Source organism: Pseudomonas sp. NMI760_13 (genome assembly GCF_021283245.1).
Classification (GTDB): domain Bacteria; phylum Pseudomonadota; class Gammaproteobacteria; order Pseudomonadales; family Pseudomonadaceae; genus Aquipseudomonas; species Aquipseudomonas peradeniyensis.
In genome coordinates, this window is record NZ_JAJSRC010000051.1 from 1 (window position 1) to 20337 (window position 20337).

The following is a 20337-nucleotide window of genomic DNA, read 5'->3' on the forward strand; positions in this document are numbered from 1 at the left end:
ACGCAGATTATTCAGCTTGGTGCGGGAATAGCGTGGGAGCGGGCTTGCCCCGCGATAGGCCGGAACAGCCAATATATTACTAATTTTCAAACAGCCAACTTCGCATTTCTTGCTCTTGCTCTTGCTCTTGCTCTTGCTCTTGCTTCTAAGCGCGCAATAGTTCAGGCGCCGCCAATTGCGACTTCAGGAGGCCGAGCGGAGTTCTTGCGGAGGGAGGTGACGGCCATGGATGGCCGTCAAGCGCTGCGCCCCAGGATGGGGCGTTCAGCGCGGTCCTCCCGGGAGCAAGAACGGAGCGAGGGAACCCCGGAGCGAAGCGTAGGGGCCGGATGAATGGAGCGGAACGGTTTTGCCTACTTTTCCCACGAGAAAAGTAGGCCGCCGTAAGGGCGGAAAGGTGATAATGCGTCGACATCGCCAATGAATGCGCATACAGAAATCAAAACCCACACTTCAGAACCCGAACCCTACCTCCCACCCCACAATCCAAGTAAAGTGCCGCTCCCCCGCCGTACCCCCGCAGAAAGGAACCGATCCCATGACCACCCCCGCCCTAGACATCGCCGTAATCGGCGCCACCGGCACTGTCGGTGAATCCCTCGTCCAGATCCTCGAGGAAGTGGCCTTCCCGGTCTCCACCCTGCACCTGCTGGCCAGCATGGAATCCGCCGGCAGCAGTGTCATGTTCGCCGGCAAGAAACTGAAAGTCCGCGAAGTGGACAGCTTCGACTTCTCCCTGGTCCAGCTGGTGTTCTTCGCCGCCAGCCCCGCCGTGAGCCGCAGCTTCGCGCCCAAGGCCATCGCCGCCGGTTGCGCGGTGATCGACCTGTCCGGCGCCCTGGACGGCGCCACCGCCCTGGTCCCGGAAGCCAACGGCGAGCGCATCGCCGAACTCGCGCGGCCCGCGCTGATCACCAGCCCGAGCGCCGGCGCGGTGGCCCTGGCTGTGGCGCTGGCGCCGCTCAAGGGACTGCTCGACATCGAGCGCGTGCAGGTCAACGCTTGCCTGGCGGTTTCGGAGCAGGGCAGGGAGGCCGTCAGCGAGCTCGCCCGGCAGACCGCCGAGCTGCTCAACGCACGCCCGCTGGAGCCGCGCTTCTTCGATCGCCAGGTCGCCTTCAACCTGCTGCCCCAGGTCGGCACCCCCGACGAACAGGGTTACACAACGGTGGAGCGGCGCCTGGTCGGCGAGCTGCGCCAGGTGCTCGATCTGCCGCAACTGAAGATTTCCGTGACCTGCATTCAAGTCCCGGTGTTTTTCGGCGATAGCTTCAGTGTGGCGGTGCAAAGCCGTAATCCGGTCGATCTGGCGGCCGTCAACGCCGCGCTGGAGGCCGCCGACGGCATCGAACTGGTCGAATTGGGGGATTATCCGACACCGGTAGGTGACGCAGTGGGCCAGGACGTGGTCTATGTTGGTCGTGTACGCCATGGTGTCGATGAAGACCAGCAACTGAACCTGTGGCTGACCACCGACAATGTGCGCAAGGGCGCGGCGCTGAATGCCGTGCAGGCGGCACAATTGTTGATAAAACACATGGCGTAAAAGATACTGCGAGCAATTTTGTCCTGCACCGCGCAAAGGTTTTCGGGACGCTTCATACAAGGGAAGAGTTCATGCTTCGAATTCGCAAACTGGTTCTGGCCATCGCGGCAGCCTCGGCGCTGTCGTCCGGCATGGCTAACGCTCTGGGGTTGGGCGAGCTGACCCTCAAGTCGGCGCAGAACCAGCCGCTGGATGCCGAGATCGAACTGCTCGATGTGCGCGACCTCACCGCAGCGCAGATGGCGCCCAGCCTGGCGTCGCCGGAAGAGTTCGCCAAGGCCGGGGTGGCCTTCCCGCCGTACCTCGAAGACCTCACGTTCACCCCGGTGGTCAACCCCAACGGCAAGAGCGTGCTGCGGGTCACCTCCAGCAAGGCGCTGCCGGAGCCGGTGGTCAAGTTCCTGGTCCAGGTCATGTGGCCTCAGGGCCGTCTGCTGCGCGACTACAGCGTGTTGCTCGACCAGGCGCAGGCCCAGGGCAGCCAGCCGACCCAGGCCAATATCAACCCGGCGGTCAGCGCGGGCAGCTACACCACCAAGCGCCGCGACACCCTCTGGCAGATTGCGGCGCGCAACAGCAACGGCGGCTCGATCCAGCAGACCATGCTGGCCATCCAGGCGCTGAACCCGGATGCCTTCATCGGCAACAACATCAACCAGCTCAAGACCGGCCAGGTCCTGCGCCTGCCCGATCAGCAGCAGGCGCAGAGCATTCCCCAGGCCCAGGCCAACCGCGAAGTGGCCGAGCAGTACGCCGCCTGGCGCGAAGGCCGTCGCCTCGGTCCGCGTGCACGGCAACTGGACGCCACCCGCCGTGGCGAGGCCGGCGCCGCGCCGGCACGCATCGCCCAGGGCGACAACCTGCGCCTGGTGGCGCCGGGCGGCAAGGCTGCGGCCGGTGAGGCCAAGGCGCTGGGCGACAAGCTGGCCGTGGCCCAGGAAAGCCTCGACACCAGCCGCCGCGACAACGAAGAACTCAAGAGCCGAATGGTCGACCTGCAGAGCCAGCTGGACAAGCTGCAGCGTCTGATCGAGCTGAAGAACGACCAGTTGGCGCGCCTGGAGGCCCAGGGTGGCGCAGCACCGCAGCCGCCGGCCGGCGCGCTGCCGGGTGAGCCAGCTCCGGCGCAACCGGTGGTGAACGCCCAACTGACCCCGGCCGAACCGGTGGTCGCTCCGGCGCCTGCCGCCGCCGACACCGCGCCGCAGGATGTGGCCGCCGAAGCGCCGGCCAGCGAAGAGCCCGGCATGCTCGACCAGTTGCTGGGCAATCCGCTGCTGCTGGGCCTGATCGCCGGCTCCGCGTTCCTGGTCCTGCTGCTGTTGCTGCTGCTCCTGGCGCGCAAGCGCAAGGCCCAGCAGGAAGCCGAAAAGCACCTGCGCATGGCGCGTGCCCTGGCCGAGGATGGCGAGCGCGGCCCTGACCTGGAGCTGCCACCCAGCAGCTTCGAAGGCCTCGACGTGTCGGCGCCGACCGTGACCCTGTCGCCAGCGGTGGTGGCGGCCTCGGCGGCTGCGGCCGTTGCCGCGGAAAAGCCTGCGGCCGCCGTCGAAGCTGCCGCGCCGGCGGTCGATCCGCGCGCCGCGCTGCTGGCCGAAGTGGACGACAGCCTGGCCCGTGGCCGTCTCAACCATGCCGCCGACCTGCTGGAAGCGGCGGTGGCTTCCGAGCCACAGCGCAGCGACCTGCGCCTGAAGCTGATGGAAGTCTATGCCCGCCAGGGTGACCAGGACGCCTTCGCCGGCCAGGAGCGCAAGCTGGCGGTCAATGACGCGAACCAGGCCGAGGTCGCCGCGCTCAAGGAGCGCTTCCCGGCCATGCTGGGTGTCGCGGCGGTGGCGGCAGGCGCTGCCGGGGCCGCTGCCCTGGCAGCCGAGCTGGATGAGCAGTATGTCCAGGACCTGCTGCAGGACAAGGAGCTGGAGCTGGGCGAAAGCGCGCCGGAACTCGTCGTGGAGCCGGAACCTGAGCCTGTCGTGGCGGCCGAGCCGGAACCTGAGCCTGAGCCTGTCGTCGAAGAGGCCGACCTGGACAGCGCCTTCGACCTGAGCCTGGGTGATGACTTGCCGGTAGATGACCATCTGGACCTGGCTGGTCTTGAGGACTTGGTTGTCGAAGCGCCCGAGATCGAGGCCGAGCCTGCGCCTGCGGTTGCCGAAACCGATGCCGACGACGACTTCGAGGCTTTGCTTGCCCAGGCCCAGGCGACGCCGCAGAATGTCGACGACCTGGCCGAGTTCGACCTGGATGTCGCCGACGAACCGGTGGCCCCGGCCAGCAGCGAGGAAGCCCCGGTGGACGTGGCGGCCGAGCTCGCGGCCTTCGAGGCCATTCCGGAGTTCGACCCGATCTCCGAGCTGGAGCTGCCCGAGGACTTCGATCTGTCGCTGTCGCTGGACGACGACTCGCCGGCGGCGAAGAACTTCGCCTCGGAACTGGACGACGTCAACGCCGAACTCGACAAGCTGTCGCAGAACCTCGATGTCCCGGCAGCGGCGCCTGAGCCACAGTTCACCGCCGAGGATGCGGCACTGGAGCCCGAGCCGCTGGACGACCTGGACTTCGACTTCTTCTCCGGCGCCGACGAGGTGGCCACCAAGCTCGACCTGGCTCGCGCCTACATCGACATGGGCGACCACCAGGGCGCCCGTGACATCCTCGACGAAGTCGTCAAGGACGGCGACGACAGCCAGCGCCAGGAAGCCAACGAGATGCTCTCGCGCCTGGTCTGAGGCGACGTTGCACCGCGCGGGGCAAGCCCATTCCCACAGAACACGTGGGAGCGGGCTTGCCCCGCGATCATTTCGGCCCCTGCACAGTTTGCCGGTATACTCCCGCCTTTCGTTTCAGCATCAGGTTTGCCGCTCTTGGACATCATCGACACCGCCGCCGCCGAATCGGCCGCCGAAGGCTACACCCGCATCGCCCTGGGCGTGGAATACAAAGGTTCGCGCTACCGCGGCTGGCAGCGCCAGGCCAGCGGCGTGCCCAGTGTCCAGCAGGCCCTGGAGCAGGCGCTGTCGACGGTGGCCAACGAGCCGATCTCGGTGATCTGCGCCGGACGTACCGATGCCGGCGTCCATGGCTGCGGGCAGATCGTGCATTTCGACACCCGCGCCGTGCGCGACGAGCGCGCCTGGACCCTGGGCACCAACTTCAACCTGCCCCACGACATCAGCGTGGTCTGGTCGGCGCCGATGCCTGCGCACTTTCATGCCCGCTTCAAGGCCACCGCGCGGCGCTATCGCTACGTCATCTACAACGACCCGATCCGCCCGGCCCACCTGGCCGAGGAAGTGACCTGGAACCATCGCCCGCTGGACGTCGAGCGCATGGCCGAGGCCGCGCAGTATCTGCTGGGCACCCATGATTTCAGCGCCTTCCGCGCCAGCCAGTGCCAGGCCAAGTCGCCGATCAAGCACATCCACCACCTGCGCGTGACCCGTCATGGGCGGATGATCGTGCTGGACGTGCGCGCCACCGCGTTCCTGCACCACATGGTGCGCAACATCGCCGGCGTGCTGATGACCATCGGCGCCGGCGAGCGTCCGGTGGAGTGGGCCCGCGAGGTGCTGGAGGGGCGCAACCGCCGTGACGGCGGAGTGACCGCGCACCCTTACGGCCTCTACCTGGTGCAGGTGGAGTATCCGCAGGAATACGCGCTGCCGCAGCGTTACATCGGCCCACACTTTCTTAGCGGTTACGAGGCGCTGGCAGACTGACGGGGCACGGGTCATTTGCTACCATCGACGCTTTCCCGATCACCCAAGGTTCGCCGTCCATGAGCAACGTTCGCAGCAAGATCTGCGGGATTACCCGTATCGAGGACGCCCTGGCCGCGGTCGAGGCCGGCGCCGATGCCCTCGGCTTCGTCTTCTATGCGAAAAGCCCACGCGCGGTGGACGTGCGCCAGGCGCGGGCGATCATCGATGCGCTGCCGCCGTTCGTGACCACCGTGGGGTTGTTCGTCAACGCCTCGCGTTGCGAGCTCAACGAGATCCTCGAAGTGGTTTCCCTGGACCTGCTACAGTTCCACGGCGATGAAACCCCGGCCGATTGCGAGGGCTACCACCGCCCCTGGATCAAGGCCCTGCGGGTGCGCCCGGGGGATGACCTGGAGGCCGCCTGCCGCCACTACGCCGGCGCCCGCGGCATCCTGCTGGACGCCTATGTGCCGGGCGTGCCGGGGGGAACCGGCGAGGCCTTCGACTGGTCACTGATTCCGCAGCGCCTGAGCAAGCCGATCATCCTTGCCGGTGGCCTGTCGGCCGACAACGTGGCGGCGGCCATTCGCCAGGTGCGCCCGTACGCGGTGGATGTCAGCGGCGGCGTGGAGCAGGCCAAGGGCATCAAGGATGCGGCGAAGATCGAAGCCTTCATGCAGGCGGTGAAACACGCGTGAACGCTAATGTGACGGCTGGCCGCGCGCCATCGTCCATAGCTTTCGCAGCCCGGTGCTGCCAGGCCGCGCCAGAGCGCGGGGCATGCCGGGGAAGAATTGGAGGTGGGGCGGTCGTGGCCGGCCCATCGTCGCTTTACAGAAGAATTTGAGCTCAAGGGCAGGGCGGGGCCGCGCAGGTCTCCCTGGCCAATACTGGAGAAAGCAAGCATGAGCAACTGGTTGGTAGACAAACTGATCCCTTCGATCATGCGTTCCGAGGTGAAGAAGAGCTCGGTGCCGGAAGGGCTGTGGCACAAGTGCCCGTCCTGCGAAGCCGTGCTGTATCGCCCGGAGCTGGAAAAGACCCTCGACGTCTGCCCTAAGTGCAACCACCACATGCGTATCGGCGCCCGCGCGCGCATCGATATCTTCCTCGATCCAGAAGGCCGTGCCGAGCTGGGCGCCGACCTGGAGCCGGTCGACCGCCTGAAGTTCCGTGACGGCAAGAAGTACAAGGACCGCCTGACCGCCGCGCAGAAGCAGACCGGCGAGAAGGACGCGCTGATCTCCATGAGCGGCACCCTGATGGGCATGCCGATCGTGGTCAGCGCCTTCGAGTTCTCCTTCATGGGCGGCTCCATGGGTGCCATCGTTGGTGAGCGTTTCGTGCGCGCCGCCAACTACGCCCTGGAAAACCGTTGCCCGATGGTCTGCTTCTCCGCTTCCGGTGGCGCGCGCATGCAGGAAGCGCTGATCTCGCTGATGCAGATGGCCAAGACCTCCGCGGTGCTGGCGCGTCTGCGCGAAGAAGGCATTCCATTCATCTCGGTGCTGACCGACCCGGTCTACGGCGGCGTTTCCGCCAGCCTGGCGATGCTCGGCGACGTGATCGTCGGCGAGCCGAAGGCGCTGATCGGCTTCGCCGGTCCGCGGGTGATCGAGCAGACCGTGCGCGAGAAACTGCCCGAAGGCTTCCAGCGCAGCGAGTTCCTGCTGGAACACGGCGCCATCGATCTGATCATCTCCCGTGACGAGCTGCGTCCGCGCCTGGCGCGCCTGCTGGCGCAGATGACCGGCCAGCCGACCCCGGAAGCGGCCAAAGAGGTCGCCGCGGTCGCGTGATGAACCAGCGCAGCCTGGGCGACTGGCTCGCCTACCTCGAACAGTTGCACCCCTCGGCCATCGACATGGGCCTGGAGCGCTCGCAACAGGTGCTGGCGCGCCTGGGGCTGGGCAAGCTGGCGCCGCGGGTGGTGACGGTGACCGGTACCAACGGCAAGGGCTCGACCTGCGCTTTCGTGGCCGCGTTGCTGCGCGCCCAGGGGCTCAAGGTCGGGGTGTACAGTTCGCCGCACCTGCTGCGTTACAACGAGCGGGTGCTGATCGAAGGCCGCGAGGCCAGCGATGAGCGCCTGTGCGAAGCGTTCGCCGCGGTGGAAGCGGCGCGCGGCGAGATCTCGCTGACCTATTTCGAAATGGGCACCCTGGCGGCGTTCTGGCTGTTCAAGCACTCCGCGTTGGACGCGGTGGTGCTTGAGGTCGGCCTGGGTGGTCGGCTGGATGCAGTTAACCTGGTGGATGCCGACGTGTCGCTGGTCACCAGCATCGGCGTCGACCACGTTGACTACCTGGGTGATAGCCGCGAGTCGGTGGCCTACGAGAAGGCGGGGATCTTCCGCCGGGGCAAGCCTGCGCTGTGCGGTGACCTGGATCCGCCGCAGCCTTTGCTGGACAAGGTGCGCGAGCTGGATTGCCCGTTCTTCCTGCGCGGGCGTGATTTCGACCTGGATAGCAGCGTCGACCACTGGCATTGGCGTGGTCGCCAGCTCGACGGTTCGCCCGTTGAACTGCGCGACCTGCCGTTGCTCGACCTGCCTATGGAGAATGCCGCCCTGGCCTTGCAGGCCTTCCTGCTGACGGGCCTGCCGTGGGATAGCGGCAAGGTTCGTCAGGCCTTGCTGGACACCCGTATCACCGGTCGTCTCGACCGGCGCGAGCTGTTGCTGCAAGGCAAGCGCGTGGAGTTGCTGCTGGATGTCGGCCACAACCCGCACGCCGCTGAGTACCTGGCCCGCCGTCTGGCGGCGCGCCCGGTGAAGGGGCGGCGCTTGGCGGTGTTCGGCCTGTTGGCCGACAAGGACCTGGCCGGTGTGCTCGCGCCGCTGCGCGACCAGGTCGCCGACTGGGCGGTGGCGCCGCTGGACACGCCGCGTAGTCGCCCGGCCACGGAGCTGGCGGATGCCTTGACGAACCTGGGTGCGACAGTGAAGTCTTACGCCAGTGTCGCGGCTGCCCTCGAAGGGCAGTGCGCCCAGGCGACGGCGGATGACCAGATCCTGCTGTTCGGTTCGTTTTTCTGCGTCGGCGAGGCCTTGGCCTGGCTCGAGCGGCAGGTCCCCGAGGATGGAGTAGATGGCAGTGCTGGATAAAGGGATGAAACAGCGCATGGTCGGTGCGCTGGTGCTGGTGGCGCTGGCGGTGATCTTCCTGCCGATGTTGTTCACCCGCGAGGACGAGCTGCGCCAGGTGCGAGTCGAGGCGCCGGAGGCGCCGGCCATGCCGAGTCTGCCCCAGGTGCAGGTGGAGCCGGTTCAGGTGCCGGAGCCTCAGCCGTTGCCGGAGCAGAACGCGCAGCCGCCGGTAGTGGTCGACGAGTCCACGGCGCCGGTGACGGCGCCGAGCCAGCCCATCGCGCCGGTCGCGACCGTGGCGCCACCTGTACAGCCCAAGCCGCAGACACCAGTGCCGACGCCGCCGGTCGCCAAGGTGGAGGCGCGTCCGGTGCCTGCACCGAGCGTTGCGCCTGCCGCCAAGCCGGCCGCGCCGTCGAAGATCGATGCCAACGGCCTGCCGGTGAGCTGGTCGATCCAGTTGGCCAGCCTGTCCAACCGGGCCGGTGCCGAGAATCTGCAGAAGACCCTGCGCAGCCAGGGCTACAACGCCTATATCCGTTCGGCGGACGGCATGAACCGGGTGTTCGTCGGGCCGCTGATCGAGCGCGCCGAGGCCGAGCGCCTGCGTGATGTGATCAGCCGCCAGCAAAACCTCAAGGGTATCGTGGTGCGCTTCCAGCCGGAGCGTGGCTGACGCACATCTCACGCCCTCCCTGTAGGAGCGGCCTTGTGCCGCGAAAGGGCCGCAACGCGGCCCCCGCTCACACCTTGGGGCTGCTGCGCAGCCCTTTCGCGGCACAAGGCCGCTCCTACAGAGTCAGCGCAGGCCAGGCGGTCTGTTTCAGGGCGTAAAGCTGTCCCCGGAGTCAGCCCGCAGCCCTTCAAACGCCTGACATTCCGCTTACTCCAAGCCCCTGGCTCTGGTAAAATGCGCCGCCTCTAACGTCGGCAGGCAACACCGTGGCATTTACCTGGGTTGATTGGGCGATCATCGCGATCGTCGTCATTTCATCACTGATCAGTCTCAAGCGCGGCTTCGTCAAGGAAGCCTTGTCCCTGCTCATCTGGATTGTCGCCGGTGCGGTGGCCTGGATGTTCGGCGGCTCGCTTGCGCAGTATCTTGAAAGCTATATCCAGATGCCTTCAGCACGGGTCATTGCCGGCTGCGCCATTCTTTTCGTCGCCACGCTGCTGGTCGGGGCGATGCTCAATTTCCTCATCGGCGAACTGATCCGCGTGACCGGGTTGTCCGGCACTGATCGCTTCCTCGGCATGGCCTTCGGCGCCGCGCGCGGGGGCTTGCTGGTGGTGGTGGCGGTCGGGCTGCTGAGCCTGGGGCCGGTGCAACAGGATCCGTGGTGGCAGGAATCACGCCTGATACCACAATTTCTATTGGTAGCCGATTGGTCGAAGAACCTCATTCTCGGGTTCAGCGGCCAGTGGATGTCCAGTGGGGTCAGCGCACCCGTTGACCTTCCGTTCAAGGAGCAGTTGCTCGGGCCGACCAAGCCCTGAGCGCTCTTCACTCAAGTTTCATCAAAGTAGGGGTTGCGTCGCATGTGTGGCATCGTCGGTATCGTCGGTAAGTCGAACGTCAATCAGGCGCTGTATGACGCGCTTACGGTCCTCCAGCACCGCGGCCAGGATGCTGCCGGTATCGTGACCAGCCACGACGGCCGGTTGTTCCTGCGCAAGGATAACGGCCTGGTGCGCGACGTCTTCCAGCAGCGCCACATGCAGCGCCTGGTCGGCAGCATCGGCATCGGTCACGTGCGTTACCCGACCGCCGGCAGCTCCACTTCGGCCGAGGCCCAGCCGTTCTACGTCAACTCGCCCTACGGCATCACCCTGGCGCACAACGGCAACCTGACCAACGTCGAGCAGCTGGCCAAGGAGATCTACGAGTCCGACCTGCGCCACGTCAACACCAACTCCGACTCCGAAGTGCTGCTGAACGTGTTCGCCCACGAGCTGGCCGTGCGCGGCAAGCTGCAGCCGACCGAAGAAGACGTGTTCGCCGCGGTTTCCCACGTGCACAGCCGTTGCGTCGGTGGCTACGCGGTGGTGGCGATGATCACCGGCTACGGCATTGTCGGCTTCCGCGACCCCAACGGCATCCGTCCGGTGGTGTTCGGCCAGCGTCACACCGATGAAGGCGTCGAGTACATGATCGCCTCGGAAAGCGTGGCCCTGGACGTGCTCGGCTTCACCCTGATCCGCGACCTGGCGCCGGGCGAGGCGGTGTACATCACCGAAGGCGGCCAGATGTTCACCAAGCAGTGCGCCGAAAGCCCGAAATTGCAGCCGTGCATCTTCGAGCACGTCTACCTGGCCCGTCCGGATTCGATCATCGACGGCGTCTCGGTGTACAAGGCGCGCCTGCGCATGGGCGAGAAGCTGGCCGAGAAGATCCAGCGCGAGCGCCCGGACCACGACATCGACGTGGTCATCCCGATTCCCGACACCAGCCGCACCGCGGCGCTGGAGCTGGCCAACCACCTGGGCGTCAAGTTCCGCGAAGGCTTCGTCAAGAACCGCTACATCGGCCGTACCTTCATCATGCCCGGCCAGGCCGCGCGCAAGAAATCGGTACGCCAGAAGCTCAACGCCATCGAGCTGGAATTCCGCGGCAAGAACGTGATGCTGGTGGACGACTCGATCGTGCGCGGCACCACCTGCAAGCAGATCATCCAGATGGCCCGCGAAGCCGGCGCCAAGAATGTCTACTTCTGCTCCGCGGCCCCCGCGGTGCGCTACCCCAACGTCTACGGCATCGACATGCCGAGCGCTCACGAATTGATCGCCCACAACCGTACCACCGAACAGGTGGCCGAGTTGATCGGCGCCGACTGGCTGATCTACCAGGACCTCCCGGACCTGATCGAATCGGTCGGTGGCGGCAAGATCAAGATCGAGCATTTCGATTGCGCGGTGTTCAACGGTGAGTATGTCACCGGCGATATCGACGAAGCCTACCTCGAGCGCATCGAGCAGGCCCGTAACGACCTGGCCAAGGTGAAGAACCAGGCGGTCAGCGCGATCATCGACCTGTACAACAACTGATTTGGGAGCGACGGCATGACCGATCAATGGGATGCCGGTCGACTGGACAGTGACCTCGAGGGTGTCGGTTTCGACACCCTGGCGGTGCGCGCCGGTCAGAACCGTACACCGGAGGCCGAGCACAGCGAAGCGCTGTTCCTGACCTCCAGCTATGTCTTTCGCACGGCCGCCGACGCCGCCGCGCGCTTTGCCGGCGAAACGCCGGGCAACGTCTACTCGCGCTACACCAACCCGACCGTGCGCGCCTTCGAGGAGCGCCTGGCGGCCATGGAGGGCGCCGAGCAGGCTGTGGCCACTTCCACCGGCATGGCGGCGATTCTCGCCGTGGTCATGTCGCTGTGCAGCGCTGGCGACCATGTGCTGGTATCGCAGAGCGTGTTCGGCTCGACCATCAGCCTGTTCGAGAAGTACTTCAAGCGTTTCGGCGTGCAGGTGGACTACGTGCCGCTGGTCGACCTGAACGGCTGGGAAAAGGCCATCAAGGCCAATACCAAGCTGCTGGTGGTCGAGTCGCCCTCCAACCCGCTGGCCGAGCTGGTGGACATCACCGCACTCGCCGAGATCGCCCATGCCCGTGGCGCCATGCTGGTGGTGGACAACTGCTTCAGCACCCCGGCCTTGCAGCAGCCGCTCAAGCTCGGCGCCGACATCGTGTTCCACTCGGCCACCAAGTTCATCGACGGCCAGGGCCGTTGCATGGGCGGCGTGGTGGCCGGACGCAGCGAGCAGATGAAGGAAGTGGTGGGCTTCCTGCGCACCGCCGGCCCGACCCTCAGCCCGTTCAACGCCTGGGTCTTCACCAAGGGCCTGGAGACCCTCAAGCTGCGCATGCGCGCTCACTGCGAGAGCGCCCAGGCGCTGGCCGAGTGGCTCGAGCGCCAGGACGGCATCGAGAAGGTCCACTACGCCGGCCTGCCGAGCCACCCGCAGCATGAACTGGCCAAGCGCCAGATGAGCGGCTTCGGCGCGGTGGTCAGCTTCGAGGTCAAGGGCGGCAAGGAAGGCGCCTGGCGCTTCATCGACGCCACCCGGGTGATCTCCATCACCACCAACCTCGGTGACAGCAAGACCACCATCGCCCACCCGGCCACCACCTCTCACGGCCGTCTGACGCCGCAGGAGCGTGAAGCGGCGGGTATCCGTGACAGCCTGGTGCGCGTGGCGGTCGGACTGGAAGACGTGGCCGACCTGCAAGCCGATCTGGCCCGCGGCCTGGCGGCGCTGTGATCGACTGGAAGGGTGGCGAACCCGGCCATAACGGCCGGGTGGCCCTGGTGACCGGTGCCGCCCGCGGCATCGGCCTGGGCATCGCCGCCTGGTTGATCTGCGAGGGCTGGCAGGTGGTGCTCAGTGATCTGGATCGCCCGCGCGGCACCAAGGTCGCCAAGGCCCTGGGCGACAACGCCTGGTTCATCACCATGGACGTGGCCGACGAGGCCCAGGTCAGTGCCGGGGTGTCCGAGGTGCTCGGGCAGTTCGGCCGGCTGGATGCGCTGGTGTGCAACGCGGCGATCGCCAATCCGCATAACCAGACCCTGGAAAGCCTGTCCCTGGCCCAATGGAACCGGGTGCTGGCGGTCAACCTCAATGGCCCGATGCTGCTGGCCAAGCATTGCGCACCTTATCTGCGCGCCCATGGTGGCGCGATCGTCAACCTGACCTCCACCCGCGCCCGGCAGTCCGAGCCGGACACCGAGGCCTATGCCGCCAGCAAGGGCGGCCTGGTCGCCCTGACCCACGCCCTGGCCATGAGCCTGGGGCCGGAGATCCGTGTCAATGCGGTGAGCCCGGGCTGGATCGATGCCCGTGATCCTTCGCAGCGACGCGCCGAACCTTTGACTGATGCCGACCATGCCCAGCATCCGACGGGCAGGGTAGGGACGGTCGAGGATGTGGCGGCGTTGGTGGCGTGGCTGCTGTCGCGCCAGGCGGGGTTCGTCACCGGCCAGGAGTTCGTGGTCGATGGCGGGATGACCCGCAAGATGATCTACACCTAAGTTGTAACCTGTTGAGATGCAAGAGAAAGGGGCCGAGAGCCCCTTTTTTTGTCAGCTGTACCGGCTCTATCGCGGGGCAAGCCCGCTCCCACGCTGCGGGCGTCTGGTTGTGGGAGCGAGCTGGCCCTGCGATCAGGCTGCCTTTTTTGCCCTTTTTGAAAAAAACTTCAATGGGGGTATTGACTTAGCATCGGTACCTGCGTAAATTTCGCGGCCTCAGCGAAGCAAACGCAACAAGCAACATCGCGGGGGTGATTAGCTCAGCCGGGAGAGCATCTGCCTTACAAGCAGAGGGTCGGCGGTTCGATCCCGTCATCACCCACCACTTCCTGAGACGTTCCTGGTTCAGTGGTTTCGAAAGAAGCACACTGGCAGAGAGGAACAGGACGCAAGTCCAACTATGCGCGGCGGTAGTTCAGTCGGTTAGAATACCGGCCTGTCACGCCGGGGGTCGCGGGTTCGAGTCCCGTCCGCCGCGCCATTTTTCTCCAGATGGGTGCTTGCACCGGTCTGAGGCCGCAAGGCCAGATCCCAGTTTCAATCAGGCGCAAGCCTGAACGATACGCAGCGGTAGTTCAGTCGGTTAGAATACCGGCCTGTCACGCCGGGGGTCGCGGGTTCGAGTCCCGTCCGCTGCGCCATCTTCTGCCAAGAGCCCCATGAACGCTCAAGGCAAAACAGAAAAGGCGATATCAAAGTCGCTTTTTTTGTGCCTGGCTTTCGCGCCACAGCGCTTGAAAGCTCAGATCCCAGTTTCAATCGGGTGCAAGCCCGAACGATACGCAGCGGTAGTTCAGTCGGTTAGAATACCGGCCTGTCACGCCGGGGGTCGCGGGTTCGAGTCCCGTCCGCTGCGCCATCTTCGCCTCGAGGTCCCTAGAACACCTCGAAGCTACGAAAAAGCGACCCTCGGGTCGCTTTTTTCGTTTCAGCGCCTTGCACAGACACGGGCAAGGATTTACACCAAGCTGACAGAGTCTTCACCGATCAATGGTTTCAGCCACTGATCGATGTGTTGCACAATACGCCCCATTCGTTTCTTCCCGGAATTGGCAATGTCTAGATCAACCGTCTATGGCGCGCTCGGGCTGGCCGTCGTGCTGGCGGGTGTGTCCGGCTGTTCCTCGAAAAAGGCCGCCGTCTACGAGCACGAGAACTTCGATGACTCGGGCACCTTCTCCCGCAGTTTCGCCACCAGCGAGGCGGGCTCCTGCGAGGCGGCGCGGCGCGCGCTGCTCAGCCAGGGCTACATCATCACCAGCAGCGACGCCAACCAGGTCGCCGGCAACAAGAGCTTCCAGCAGAACGCCGAGAACCACCTGCAGATCAGCTTCAACATCACCTGCGTGCCGGACATGAGCGACAAGCAGCGCTCGACCATGTTCGCCAACGCCCTGCAGGACCGCTATACCCTGAAGAAATCCAACACTTCCGCCAGTCTTGGCGTGGGTGTACTGGGTTCGGTGTCGATGCCGATCGGTTCCACTGACGATTCCATGGTCAAGGTCGCCAGCGAGACAGTCACCGCCGCGCAGTTCTATGACCGCTACTTCGCTTTGGTGGAAAGCTACCTGCCGAAGCAGAAGAAGCCGGAGAAAACCGAGGCCGCCGCCGAGCCGAAGGTTGAAAAACCGGCCGCCGACCTGGGCCTGCCGGAGCCTGCGCCCGCTGCCCTGGCGCCCGCGGCGCAGCCTGCCACGCCGGTCGCCGAGAGCGTGGCAGAGGCACCGGCCCCGGTACCGACTCCGGTTGCCGCCGCCCCTGCCGCTGCTCCCGCGCCTGTTGCCGCTCCAGCGGCTTCTGTACCGGCTAGCGAAGCCCCTGCGGCCCCGATTGTGGACGACAGCAAGGGCTCGCAGCCCATCGCGCCGCCCGTCGAGCCGGCACCGATCCAGGTGCAGCAGGAAGCACCGGCAGTGGAGCAGGCTCCCGCGCCACTCTGACACGTCGATAACTTCCCGGGCGCCTGCTACGTTTATCGTTCATAGGGCTGTAATCATTCCGTCATTTCGCTGGCTTAGGTTGGCGCAATGACTGAAGAACGATGAATGAAGGGGCGTGAAGATGGACGATTACCAGGAAGAACTGCTCGAATTCCAGGCCTATGAACTGGACCTGCCGGAGCCGGCCGACGACGCCACCGAGCTTTAACCCACCTGTCGCTGATTGCGGCGAAACTCCCCGGGCGTCAGCCCCGTCCAGCGCTTGAATGCGCGCTGGAAGGCCTCGGCCGAGGCGAACCCCAACAGATAGGCGATCTCGCCGAAGGCCAGCTCCGTGTCGCGGATATAGGTCTCGGCCAGGTCGCGCCGCGTGTCGTTGAGCAGGTTGCGAAAGCGCGTGCCTTCCTCGGCGAGTTTGCGGCGCAAGGTCCAGGTCGGCAGTTGCAGGTGCCGCGCCACTTCTTCCAGATCCGGCTCGCGCCCACCGTTCAACAGCGGTCCCAGCAGGTGGGTGATGCGCTCGCCCAGGCTGCGCACGCGGGTGCGCTGGGCCAGTTCTGCTTCGCACAGCTGCAGCAGGTGCTGCCAGGTACTGGGGCAGTGTTGCGGGTTGGGCAGGGCCAGGGTGGCCTGGCTCAGGCGCAGCTGGTTGGCCGTGGCGCCGAAATGCACCGGGCCTGCGCACAGGCTTTGGTACTGTGCGGCGTAGGCGGGGGCGTCGAACTCGATTTCCAGGCGCTCGGCCTGCACCGGCCTGGCCGCCAGGGCGCCAAGCTGCGCCAGCCAGCCAGCCAGCAGCGAGTCGACCACGAAGCGGTTGTAGTCGTTGTAGGGGCTGATGGAATAGAACCGCAGCCAAGCGCCCTGGGCGTCTTCCTGAAAGCTCGACTGGCCCCGGTAGTTGGCGGCATACAGCGGCTCGAAACGCAGCAGGGTGCGGGCGGCATCGCCAAGGGTCGGGGCCTGGGCGGCGGCGACGCCGGCCAGGCCGGCCTGGGCCAGGCGGCTCAGGCGCCCCATGTGCAGGCCCAGCGCCGGCTCGGTGGACAAGGCGATCGCCGCGTGCCCCAGGTGCATGTAGCGCGGGATCGACAGCCGCGCACCCGGCTCGGCCAGGCGCCTGGAGTCGAGGCTATAGCGCAGCAGCAGGGGGTGTGGATCGTGACCGAGTGCCGTCAGCGCCTCGGCCAGGGGCTGGACGAAACCTACCGACAGTTCACCCAGGCGTACGCGGGGGCGGGGCATGGCGTCACAGCCACAGGTTGAGCAGGCGCGCGCCGTGGCTGTCGTTGCCGACCCACAACGTGCCACCCTGGCTGGCAAAGCCCTGCCCATCGCTGCCCAGCTCCCAGAACTGACCACGCATGAACACGCTCATGCTCGGGGTGGCGGCGTTGGCGGCCAGCGGCAGTTGCTGCCAGGCACGCTGTTCGCTCACTGCGCCGCGGCGCAGGGGCAGGTCGGCGGCCTGGGCCTGGTGGCGGTTGCCACGCCAGGGCGCCTGCCAGCTCTGCTTGCCACTGAGGAAGACCGGGTTGGCAACCAGTTGCACCGATTGCGCGGCCAGTTGCCGGTAGTTGGCGGGGTACCAGCTGTCGCTGCCGATCAGCACGCCCAGGCGTCCGGCGGGAGTCTGCAGCACCTGCAGCGGATGCTGCTGGCCGTCGTGGATGTAGCGCCGGCTTTCGCTGTCGGGGTACTGCTGGTGCTGGGGTTGCCCGAGCACCGAACCGTCGCTGGCGAACACCAGGCTGCTGTTGTACAGCGGACCGTTGCCGGTGCGCAGCACGCCGTTCTCCACATAGGGTGCGGGCAGAATGATGGAGCCGGCGACCAGGGTGACGCCGAATTCCCGGGCCAGGTTGCCGAACACCTGCTGGTAGTCGGCGGCCATCTGTGCGGCCTTCATGCGCAGGTGCGCGTCCGAACGGCGATCATCGCCGCTGGCGGCGAGCATCGCCAGGCCGTAGCGCAGCGGGTTGCTCAGCTCCAGCCACTGCCAGGCCTCGTTGCGCTGGGTGACCTGGTACAGTTCGCGTTTCTCGCCCCGGGCCCACAGCCAGGTGCCGATATGCTCCGGCAACACCACCACGGTGCGCGGGTTGACCAGGCCCTGGGCGCGGGCCTGTTCCAGGTAGGCCGAGAGCTTGCGGTGCAGGCGCGTGAGGTTCTGGTAGTCCCCCGGATACAGCAGCGGCTCGACCCCCAGCAGGTTGCCGTGCTCGCCCGGCACGCCCTGGTTGAGGGCCAGTTCGATGCGCAGGTCGGACAGGTAATGACCCTCCGGGCGCTGCAGGGTCCAGAAGCCGTAGCCGCAGAGGGCGGCAAGGGTGACCAGCGCCAGGGCGCCGGCTAGCAGTTTTCGCATGGAGCGGTCCAGCGTTGTGCAGAAGGAGTGCCCTAGGGTAGTCCTGCTGTGCAGCAGGATCAATAAGTTGTCAGTTTCGATCATTGAGCGGGTTCAAACGCCTGTTTAATGTCGTCCTCAGACAAACGACGGGTCCCGCTGCGCTGCTGTAGAGCGCGGGTAGAGGTGCCCGCATTCCGTGATCACGCCACCTGTGGAGTCCATCCATGGCTACCGACCGTTACCCGCACCTGCTGGCCCCCCTCGACCTGGGCTTCACCACCCTGCGCAACCGCACCCTGATGGGCTCGATGCACACCGGCCTCGAGGAGCGCCCGGGCGGCTTCGAGCGCATGGCTGCCTACTTTGCCGAGCGCGCCCGTGGCGGCGTCGGGCTGATGGTTACCGGTGGCATCGCGCCGAACGACGAAGGTGGCGTGTATTCGGGCGCGGCCAAGCTCAGCACCGAGGAAGAGGCCGACAAGCACCGGATCGTCACCGAGGCGGTGCATGCCGCCGGTGGCAAGATCTGCCTGCAGATCCTGCATGCCGGGCGCTATGCCTACAGCCCGAAACAGGTGGCGCCCAGCGCCATCCAGGCGCCGATCAACCCGTTCAAGCCCAGGGAGCTGGACGAAGAGGGCATCGAGAAGCAGATCCGCGACTTCGTCACCTGCGCAAGCCTGGCCCAGCGTGCCGGCTACGACGGTGTCGAGATCATGGGATCGGAAGGCTACTTCATCAACCAGTTCCTCGCCGCCCACACCAACCACCGCACCGATCGCTGGGGCGGCAGCTACGAGAACCGCATGCGCCTGGCGGTGGAGATCGTGAGCCGGGTGCGCGAGGCGGTGGGGCCGAACTTCATCATCATCTTCCGTCTGTCGATGCTCGACCTGGTCGAGGGCGGCAGCACCTGGGACGAGATCGAGCTGCTGGCCAAGGCCATCGAGCAGGCCGGCGCCACGCTGATCAACACTGGTATCGGCTGGCATGAGGCGCGCATCCCGACCATCGCCACCAAGGTGCCGCGCGCGGCGTTCAGCAAGGTCACCGCCAAGCTGCGTGGCGCGGTGAAGATCCCGCTGATCACCACCAACCGCATCAACACCCCGGAGGTGGCCGAGGCGGTGCTGGCTGAGGGCGATGCCGACATGGTCTCGATGGCCCGGCCATTCCTGGCCGACCCGGATTTCGTCAACAAGGCCGCTGAAGGTCGTGGCGACGAGATCAACACTTGCATCGGCTGCAACCAGGCCTGCCTGGACCACACATTCGGCGGCAAGCTGACCAGCTGCCTGGTCAACCCGCGAGCCTGCCATGAGACCGAACTCAACTACCTGCCGGTGCGGGCGGTGAAGCGCATCGCGGTGGTCGGCGCTGGCCCTGCGGGCCTGGCAGCCGCCACCGTGGCCGCTGAACGCGGTCATGAAGTGACGTTGTTCGATGGCGCCGCTGAGATCGGTGGGCAGTTCAACGTGGCCAAGCGCGTGCCGGGCAAGGAGGAGTTCTACGAGACCCTGCGTTACTTCCGCAACAAGGTGAAGTCCACGGGTGTCGACCTGCGCCTGAATACCCGTGTCGATGTGGCCGCGCTGGTGGCCGGCGAGTTCGACGAAGTCATCCTGGCCACCGGCATCGCCCCGCGCACGCCGGCCATACCCGGCATCGACAACGCCAAGGTGCTGAGCTACCTGGATGTGCTGCTGGAGCGCAAGCCGGTGGGCGAGCGGGTGGCGGTGATCGGTGCCGGTGGCATTGGCTTCGATGTGTCCGAGTATCTGGTGCACAAAGGCGTGGCCACCAGCCAGGACCGTGAGGCGTTCTGGAAGGAGTGGGGCATCGATACGCGTTTGCAGGCCCGTGGTGGTGTGGCCGGGGTCAAGGCCGAGCCTCATGCGCCGGCGCGCCAGGTGTACCTGTTGCAGCGCAAGAAAACCAAGGTCGGCGACGGCCTGGGCAAGACCACCGGCTGGATTCATCGCACGGGGCTGAAGAACAAGCAGGTGCAGATGCTCAACAGCGTCGAATACCTGAGCGTGGACGATGCTGGCCTGCATCTGCGGGTTGGCGAGGGCGAGCCGCAGTTGCTCGCGGTGGACAACATCGTCATCTGCGCTGGCCAGGATCCGCTGCGTGAGTTGCATGATGGCCTTGTTGCGGCCGGGCAGTCGGTACACCTGATCGGAGGCGCTGATGTGGCGGCCGAGCTGGATGCCAAGCGGGCGATTAACCAAGGGTCGAGGTTGGCGGCGGAACTGTGATTGTTTGAATCGTTGGTGAGCCAACTTCCACAGTTGAGGTGGTAATACACCTTTTCTGTGGAGGTTAGCTTGTCAGCGAGTGGTTGTAACTGAAGAAACATTGCCAGTAGTCTACACTTACTCCATGTCTGTTGATCTTGATCTTGCTTCTAAGCGCGCGATAGTTCAGGCAACGCCAATTGCGACTTCAGGAGGCCGAGCGGAGTTCTTGCGAAGGGAGGTGACGGGCATGGATGCCCGTCAAGCGCTGCGCCCCAGGATGGGGCGTTCAGCGCGGTCCTCCCGGGAGCAAGAACGGAGCGAGGGGACCCCGGAGCGAAGCGTAGGGGCCGGATGAATGGAGCGAGGATTTTTTGGTGACTTTTTGATCCTTCAAAAAGTTACCCGCCGTAAGGGCGGAAAG

The 20337-nt window shown here is 65.7% G+C and carries 15 protein-coding genes and 4 tRNA genes; 17 read left to right on the forward strand and 2 right to left on the reverse strand.

Translation table 11 applies throughout. The annotated features are described in order from the left end of the window. The first annotated feature begins 538 nt into the window (after positions 1–538). The 16 genes from LU671_RS28475 to LU671_RS28550 all read left to right on the forward strand — a co-directional run bounded on the left by LU671_RS28475 (position 539) and on the right by LU671_RS28550 (position 15323). Positions 539–1546, forward strand: a complete 1008-nt coding sequence (locus LU671_RS28475; RefSeq protein ID WP_232857754.1) for an aspartate-semialdehyde dehydrogenase — start codon at positions 539–541, stop codon at positions 1544–1546. A 71-nt stretch (positions 1547–1617) separates the two neighbouring features. Continuing rightward, positions 1618–4278, forward strand: a complete 2661-nt coding sequence (locus tag LU671_RS28480; RefSeq protein WP_232857755.1) for a FimV/HubP family polar landmark protein — start codon at positions 1618–1620, stop codon at positions 4276–4278. Positions 4279–4413: 135 nt separating this feature from the next. Continuing rightward, complete coding sequence (truA, locus tag LU671_RS28485; protein WP_203647526.1) at positions 4414–5268, forward strand: tRNA pseudouridine(38-40) synthase TruA; 855 nt, start codon at positions 4414–4416, stop codon at positions 5266–5268. A 59-nt stretch (positions 5269–5327) separates the two neighbouring features. Beyond that, on the forward strand, positions 5328–5948 hold the full coding sequence (locus tag LU671_RS28490; protein ID WP_050704770.1) for a phosphoribosylanthranilate isomerase: 621 nt from the start codon (positions 5328–5330) through the stop codon (positions 5946–5948). Between the two features lie 207 nt (positions 5949–6155). After that, the gene (accD, locus tag LU671_RS28495; protein ID WP_028690439.1) at positions 6156–7049 is read left to right on the forward strand and encodes an acetyl-CoA carboxylase, carboxyltransferase subunit beta; all 894 of its coding nucleotides are present in this window, start codon (positions 6156–6158) and stop codon (positions 7047–7049) included. Continuing rightward, positions 7049–8356, forward strand: coding sequence for a bifunctional tetrahydrofolate synthase/dihydrofolate synthase (gene folC, locus LU671_RS28500; RefSeq protein ID WP_232857756.1), 1308 nt, complete (start codon positions 7049–7051; stop codon positions 8354–8356). Before accD ends, folC begins: the two co-directional genes overlap by 1 nt. Beyond that, entirely contained in the window at positions 8340–9014 is a 675-nt protein-coding gene (locus tag LU671_RS28505) for an SPOR domain-containing protein (RefSeq protein ID WP_232857757.1), read from the forward strand. The genes folC and LU671_RS28505 overlap by 17 nt, the downstream gene beginning before the upstream one ends. 266 nt (positions 9015–9280) lie before the next feature. Further along, the gene (locus tag LU671_RS28510) at positions 9281–9835 is read left to right on the forward strand and encodes a CvpA family protein (RefSeq protein ID WP_050704773.1); all 555 of its coding nucleotides are present in this window, start codon (positions 9281–9283) and stop codon (positions 9833–9835) included. Between the two features lie 42 nt (positions 9836–9877). After that, positions 9878–11383 (forward strand): amidophosphoribosyltransferase, encoded by a 1506-nt coding sequence (gene purF / locus LU671_RS28515; protein ID WP_203647522.1) that lies wholly within the window; start codon positions 9878–9880, stop codon positions 11381–11383. Between the two features lie 15 nt (positions 11384–11398). Then, positions 11399–12610, forward strand: coding sequence for an O-succinylhomoserine sulfhydrylase (locus LU671_RS28520; protein WP_232857758.1), 1212 nt, complete (start codon positions 11399–11401; stop codon positions 12608–12610). Then, entirely contained in the window at positions 12607–13380 is a 774-nt protein-coding gene (locus LU671_RS28525) for an SDR family oxidoreductase (protein ID WP_232857759.1), read from the forward strand. The genes LU671_RS28520 and LU671_RS28525 overlap by 4 nt, the downstream gene beginning before the upstream one ends. A 249-nt stretch (positions 13381–13629) precedes the next feature. Continuing rightward, positions 13630–13705, forward strand: a tRNA-Val gene (locus LU671_RS28530). A gap of 79 nt (positions 13706–13784) precedes the next feature. Next, a tRNA-Asp gene (locus LU671_RS28535) sits at positions 13785–13861 on the forward strand. Between the two features lie 83 nt (positions 13862–13944). Next, a tRNA-Asp gene (locus LU671_RS28540) sits at positions 13945–14021 on the forward strand. A 141-nt stretch (positions 14022–14162) separates the two neighbouring features. Then, a tRNA-Asp gene (locus LU671_RS28545) sits at positions 14163–14239 on the forward strand. A 196-nt stretch (positions 14240–14435) separates the two neighbouring features. Next, positions 14436–15323 carry a DUF2242 domain-containing protein gene (locus tag LU671_RS28550; RefSeq protein WP_232857760.1) on the forward strand — a complete coding sequence of 296 codons (888 nt, stop codon included), beginning with the start codon at positions 14436–14438 and terminating at the stop codon, positions 15321–15323. Between the two features lie 204 nt (positions 15324–15527). Here the strand turns inward: LU671_RS28550 and LU671_RS28555 are convergent, their stop codons facing one another. Continuing rightward, positions 15528–16568, reverse strand: a complete 1041-nt coding sequence (locus tag LU671_RS28555) for an AraC family transcriptional regulator (RefSeq protein ID WP_232857761.1) — start codon at positions 16566–16568, stop codon at positions 15528–15530. A 4-nt stretch (positions 16569–16572) separates the two neighbouring features. Beyond that, the gene (locus LU671_RS28560; protein WP_232857762.1) at positions 16573–17691 is read right to left on the reverse strand and encodes a nitrilase-related carbon-nitrogen hydrolase; all 1119 of its coding nucleotides are present in this window, start codon (positions 17689–17691) and stop codon (positions 16573–16575) included. 206 nt (positions 17692–17897) lie between these two features. On the opposite strand from LU671_RS28560, the gene LU671_RS28565 reads away from it, so the two are divergent. Continuing rightward, positions 17898–19934 (forward strand): NADPH-dependent 2,4-dienoyl-CoA reductase, encoded by a 2037-nt coding sequence (locus tag LU671_RS28565; protein ID WP_232857763.1) that lies wholly within the window; start codon positions 17898–17900, stop codon positions 19932–19934. The last annotated feature ends 403 nt before the right edge of the window (positions 19935–20337 follow it).